Source organism: uncultured Brachyspira sp. (assembly GCF_944390595.1).
In the GTDB taxonomy this organism is placed as follows: domain Bacteria; phylum Spirochaetota; class Brachyspiria; order Brachyspirales; family Brachyspiraceae; genus Brachyspira.
This window is the reverse complement of the sequence record NZ_CALXRN010000087.1, coordinates 1-6,251: the sequence shown is the minus strand read 5'-3', so window position 1 is coordinate 6,251 and position 6,251 is coordinate 1. Positions and strand designations below refer to the sequence as shown.

Here is a 6,251-nt window from a genome sequence, read left to right as displayed (position 1 = left end):
ACTATAAAAAAAAAGAAAATTACATACTTGACAATACTAAAAAATGTTTGTATATTAGAATAAATTATTTATTAGTATTAATTAACAGTAGCAATATGAAAAATAAGAATTTTAAGTACACCAAAATCCATAACAAGAGGAATATATTTTATGATTTCATAAAGTATATAAAGAGTAAATGTACATCTAATTCATCAAATAGAATAAGAACAACTTATGTACATTCGATGAGATATAATAATAAGAACAAGAATAATATGTTTTCTAATATTATTAAAAAGTTCGCTATAAGTGTAGTTTCATTTTCACTATTTCTATTTTTAGCTAATTTTTTAATAATAAATATGCGTCAAACATCAAATGCTGCTTTGCTTCCGGATGATAAGATGCCTGTAACTACAGGAACTGTATATAATAAGATACTAGATGAAATGAAGCCTGAACAAATCAGTGCTGTTCTATCCAATATAGCAGTACCAACTGTTACAACATCTGCTGTATCATTAGAAAATGCTACAGATGTATTTTATGATTCAATAACATCGGATAATACTTTAGCAGGCGACGGCACTATAGGCATGAAATATGATGAATATATAATAGGAGACGGAGAAAATTTAACTATTATATCAAGGAAAATAGGTGCTAATTTAGATACTTTAGTAAGTGTTAATAAAATAAGCAATGCTAATAGATTAAGACCTGGACAGAAAATAATAGTTCCAAACCGTAACGGACTTTTATATACAATGAAAAAAGGTGAAACTTTAGCTGATGTTACAGACAGATATGATGTATCTTTAACTAGAGTTTTAACATTCAATAAAATAGATGATGCTAATTCTATACGCGAAGGCGATGATATATTCCTTCCAGGAGCTAAATATACTTTAGATGAAAGAATAGACAAATTCGGACAAATGTTCAGCTTGCCTACAACTGTAACTAGAATAAGCAGTGTATTTGGATATAGAATACACCCTATCACTGGAGTAAGAACTAAGCACATGGGGGTAGATATACCTGGAAGACTTAATACTCCTGTATATGCATCAAGAAAAGGAAAAGTTATATTTGCCGGATACAGCGGCGGTTATGGTAATTTAGTAATAGTACGTCATGATAAAGGTTATACTACTTATTACGGCCACCTTAATTCTATAACTACAAGATCAGGTGCTAATGTAGGAGTCGGCGTTATGATAGGAAGAATGGGAAGTACAGGAAGATCTACAGGAAGCCATTTACATTTTGAGGTTAGAAGAAATGGTGTAGCATTAAATCCTGCTGACTTCATACCTATTAAGAGATTCCTTAGAAATAGAAGATAAAATTAATTAAATATAAAAGGAGGATTTATTCCTCCTTTTTTATTAGGAAATATTTATATAAATATGAACGATATTATAAAAATCATAAAAACATTAAATGAAATACCAGAACCTTTTTCTGTAGACGGGATAATAAAAACTTTTGAAGCTAGTTCTAAAAAAGTAATAAAAAGTTTTGCCATTTATTTTTATAAAGAAGGTTCTTCAGAAGCATCTTTATGGTATATATCTGATAATAAGTCAGTAATGAATAAAAAAGAAAATAATGAAAAATATCCTTTATTTGCAAGAGGCAATAAATTCGGATATATAATTATTAACAGCGATAATAATAAAGAAATTATATCCATTTTAGTAAATTATCTTTCAATAATACTATACAGTGAAAAATTATCTTTTTTAGCTAATAGAGATAAACTTACAGGGCTTTATAATAGAGGCTACATACTTAAATATTTATATGAGAAAGAAAATGCTAATGAAATGTACTCTATAGTTATAATAGATTTAGATAAATTCAAGCATTACAATGATACTTACGGACATAACATAGGAGATCATGTATTAAAAAATGCCTGCAAGAGTATGAAGGAAGCGTTGAAAAAAATAGAATTTAAATCTGTATTGGCAAGATACGGAGGAGAAGAATTTATTATATGCTTTGATATAGATAATAAAAAAGAACTTTATGATTCTATGGAAATTATACGCGAGCATTTAGCTAAAACAGATTTTTCAACGGATGAATATTCATTAAAGGCAACTGCTTCTTTAGGCGGTGCTGTAAAAGAAAAACAAATGAATCTTAGTGAATTTATAAATAAAGCAGACCAATCTCTTTATAATGCTAAAGAAACCGGAAGAAACAAATCCGTAATATTATAAAATTATTTTAATCTAAAATTAAGCAAAGAATGATAAGTATCGCCTATATTATGATATTCTTTTATAAGTTTAAACCCTTCTTTTTCTATAGTATCTACCAAAAGCATATAAGGATACATTTTGCTGTTTCCATTTGCAATAGCTGTGAAATATAATGAAGTAGCTTGAATAGAAAAAGCAGATGATATATATTTCTGTTTATCCCAAAGAGGCTCTAAAATAAATATATCTGTTTCTTTATCTGCACATTTTTTTACTTTATTCATTATAAGTTTAATATTTTCAATAGAAAAGCAATCTAAAAATTGGCTCATCCAAATTACATCGCAATTTAAAGGAAGACTAGTTTTTTCATCCAATATATTCATTGGAAAATACTCTACCCTATTTTGAAAGCCATTATCTTCTACATTCTTTTTAGCTAATTTTATCTGACCATCCAAATCAATTAATAGACATTTAACATTTTCATTATATTTCAATGCAGACAATGAAAATTTTGCTGTATTAGTCCCTATATCCATTATAGTTTTTATGTTTTTATCAAAAATAATAGGCAGAGAACTTTCATAACATCTATCAGAATAATAATTATCAAAATCTATCCAGCTTTTTCTGTCATTATCCGATATAGAAGAAAGTCCGCTGTATATAGTTTCATAATCTCCGAATACTTTTAATCCTTCTGGTTTAGAATTTATTAGGCTGTCATTTAAATAAAACATTCCTTTATAGCATATATCATTTACAAAATTGACATTCACTCTAGTTAATTTATCATTTAAAAGGAAAAAACCTATTTTTCCTAAAACATATTTATTAGGATTAGAATTTTTTACTATTTTTATTAATGATAATCCTAAACTTAATTCTAATAACACAGATAAAGCATACTCTGACAAATCAACTTTTTTCAGTATATCCTTAGCAGTTATTCCCATATCTCCGCTGTCTTCTATAGTCTTAAGTATATTAAAATCTACCATACATTTAGATACTTGAAAAACTATTGGTGCAAAAGCTATTTTTTGTGCTTCAAATCTTGCATCTACTGCTTTTATATCATCATCATAAAATTCTTTTAGCATAAAAAATATCCAAATTATAATTATTTATTTGAGTATATTTAGAAATATAAAAAAAGTCAATTATTTATGATTAGCAAAAAATTAAAAAGTCACTTTTATTTAGCTTTATAAGAGTAAAGCTAAATAAAAGTGGGAGATTATTTATGAAAAATACTATATATTATAACCATTACTTATAAAAATAGTAAAATATACTAAAACATATTTTTTTTGATTTTTTATAAAATTTATTTTATATATCTCTCAATAATACAATATCTTTATCTTTAATCATAGTATTACCCCTAGGTATAACTGTTCCGCCTTCTCTTTTTATCATCACTATTAAATTATTTTTAGGTAAATTTAAATCTTTCAGCTCTTTATCTCTCCAAGGGTGATGAGTATTAATATGTATCTCTCTAAGGCTTATATCATAATATTTAGTTCTCTTAGCATTAAGTATTACAACATCGCCTTCTTCTATAACAGTTTTTCCATTCGGTATAATTGTAGTTTCTCCCCTTTCAATAGTTACTATAATAGAATTTTCAGGAAGCTCTATATCCATTATTTGTCTGCTTATCCAATGATGATTAGGAGGTACTGTAATTTGTATAAGATCCATATCAGAATCATCTACATAGTCGTTGAATGTTTTAAGTACATTTTCATCAGAATCTACCAATCCCAATTTTTTAGCTATTATAGGAAGCAATGTACCTTGGAATAATACAGATATTATAGCCAAAAAGAAAACTATATGAAATATATCATAACTTATTCCATTATTATTTACTATAACAAATATGGCGAATACTATCGAAGCTGCTCCTCTCAAACCTGCCCACATAACAAGAAGCTGTTTTTTCAATGATACTTTAAAAGGCATAAGTATAGAAAATACAGCTATAGGTCTGGCTACAAATGTTACAAATAATGCTACATAAATTGATGTAGGTGCAACATTGAATAGTCTTGAAGGAAATGATAAAAGCCCTAATAAAAAGAACAATACCATTTGCATAAGACCTGTAACCCCGTCAAAGAAATGAACCAAAGTAACTTTATTTTTAATCCTGCTATTACCTAAAACAATACCAACTATATAAACTGTCAAATATCCGTTCCCCCCTATTATAGAAGAAAGTGAATATGAAAGCAGTGCTACAGCAAGTACAAATATAGTATCAAGTCCGTTTACTGGAAATCTAAATCTTCTAAGCATATTATAAGCCATAAAGGACACAGCAGCAGCTACAATTAAGGCAAAAGCGATTTGAGCAAAAACCATATAAATAATAGATAAAGGACTTGTTAAAGTTTTTCCTATAAGCCCTAAAAATATTACAGTAAGCATATATGACATAGGGTCATTACTTCCGCTTTCTAATTCCAATAATGAAGCCAAACCATCTTTTAAGTTCAAACTTCTTGAACGAAGTATTGAGAACACAGAAGCAGCATCTGTAGAACCTATAACAGAACCTATTAAGAAACTTTCAAATAATTCAAATTTAAGCACAAAATAGCATAATGCCCCTGTAACCATAGATGTAATAAAAGTACCTATAAATGATAAAAGAAATGCCTTTTTTGCAACAGGTTTAGCTACATTCCAATTGGTTCCAAATCCTCCGTAAAACATTATAAAAATTAAAGTTATAGTACATAATTGTTCGGCAATCTTGTAATCATCAAATTGTATCTTTAAAAGTCCGTCACTTCCAAAAGCCATTCCTAAAAGCAAAAAAAGTAAAAGTGATGGTACTCCTACTTTAATTGAAATTTTACTAACTATTATACATAATATAATTATTATAGATGATAATAATATTGACGAAGTCATAAAAATAAAAAACCTTATAAAATATTCTATATATTATATATACTATTTTCAAAAAAAATACAAATATTATATATGAAACTATGATAAAGAATGATAAAATATTTTTAATTTATATATATTATGAAACAATAATAAAAAATTTATGGTAAATCGTTTTATTTTTATACAATAATAAAATTTTAGTCTATCAAATTTATACAGCTATTAAAACAATAAAAAATAGTATATACAAAAAATAAAAAATAATCGTATAATAATAACACATTTACTATCGCTATTTTGGCACATTTTTTGCATACATATAAGTAAAAGCAATTGAATGCTTAAAATTATAAAAGGAGTTAGGCGGTTTTAAGCCGTCAATTAATTAGAATATGGATTATAATAAATATACAATAAAAGCACAAGACACAGTAAATGAAGCTGCTAATATAGCAAATGGCGAAGACCATAACGAAATAAAAAGCGAGCATTTACTTCTTGCATTATTAAAACAAGAGGACGGACTTATTCAGCCTTTAGTTGAAAGAATAGGCGTACCTATAAATACATTGATAGATAAAACTCAAAGATTAGTTGATGAAAATGTAAAGGTAACAGGTGAAAATGTACAATTACATTTATCATCTAATGCCGGAAAAATTTTGGCTAAGGCAGAAAAAGAGGCTAATGCTTTAAAAGACCAATATGTATCTACAGAGCATATATTCTTAGCACTTGTTGATGCTGATAATAAAGCAGGAGACATGCTTAGAAAAAGCGGAATAAGTAAAAAAGAAGTTTTAAGTGCATTAAAAGATTTAAGAAAAGGACAAAGTGTTAACAGCCAAGACCCAGAATCTAAGATGCAGGCACTTGATAAATACTGCCGTGATTTGACTTCATTAGCAGAGGCAGAAAAAATTGACCCTGTTATAGGACGTGATGAAGAGATAAGACGCGTTATGCAGGTATTATCAAGAAGAACAAAAAATAATCCTGTACTTATAGGTGAGCCTGGTGTTGGTAAGACTGCTATTGTTGAAGGACTTGCTAGAAGAATAGTTTCTCAGGATGTACCTGACGGACTTAAAGATAAAAGATTATTAGCTTTGGATTTAGGTGCTTTGGTTGCTGGTG

At 27.8% G+C, this 6,251-nt stretch carries 5 protein-coding genes; 3 read left to right on the top strand and 2 right to left on the bottom strand.

What is annotated here, in order from left to right; genetic code table 11:
• The first annotated feature begins 95 nt into the window (after positions 1 to 95).
• Positions 96 to 1,331, top strand: a complete 1,236-nt coding sequence (locus Q0J90_RS04575; protein WP_297276784.1) for a M23 family metallopeptidase — start codon at positions 96 to 98, stop codon at positions 1,329 to 1,331.
• Between the two features lie 63 nt (positions 1,332 to 1,394).
• Positions 1,395 to 2,216 (top strand): GGDEF domain-containing protein, encoded by an 822-nt coding sequence (locus tag Q0J90_RS04570; RefSeq protein WP_297276783.1) that lies wholly within the window; start codon positions 1,395 to 1,397, stop codon positions 2,214 to 2,216.
• 2 nt (positions 2,217 to 2,218) lie between these two features.
• On the opposite strand, the gene Q0J90_RS04565 is transcribed toward Q0J90_RS04570, so the two are convergent.
• Both Q0J90_RS04565 and Q0J90_RS04560 read right to left on the bottom strand, forming a co-directional pair.
• The gene (locus tag Q0J90_RS04565) at positions 2,219 to 3,304 is read right to left on the bottom strand and encodes a class I SAM-dependent methyltransferase (RefSeq protein WP_297276782.1); all 1,086 of its coding nucleotides are present in this window, start codon (positions 3,302 to 3,304) and stop codon (positions 2,219 to 2,221) included.
• 232 nt (positions 3,305 to 3,536) lie between these two features.
• Positions 3,537 to 5,132, bottom strand: a complete 1,596-nt coding sequence (locus tag Q0J90_RS04560) for a potassium/proton antiporter (RefSeq protein ID WP_297276781.1) — start codon at positions 5,130 to 5,132, stop codon at positions 3,537 to 3,539.
• Positions 5,133 to 5,506: 374 nt separating this feature from the next.
• On the opposite strand from Q0J90_RS04560, the gene Q0J90_RS04555 reads away from it, so the two are divergent.
• On the top strand, positions 5,507 to 6,251 hold a 745-nt coding region (locus tag Q0J90_RS04555; protein WP_297276780.1), incomplete at its 3' end, for a Clp protease N-terminal domain-containing protein.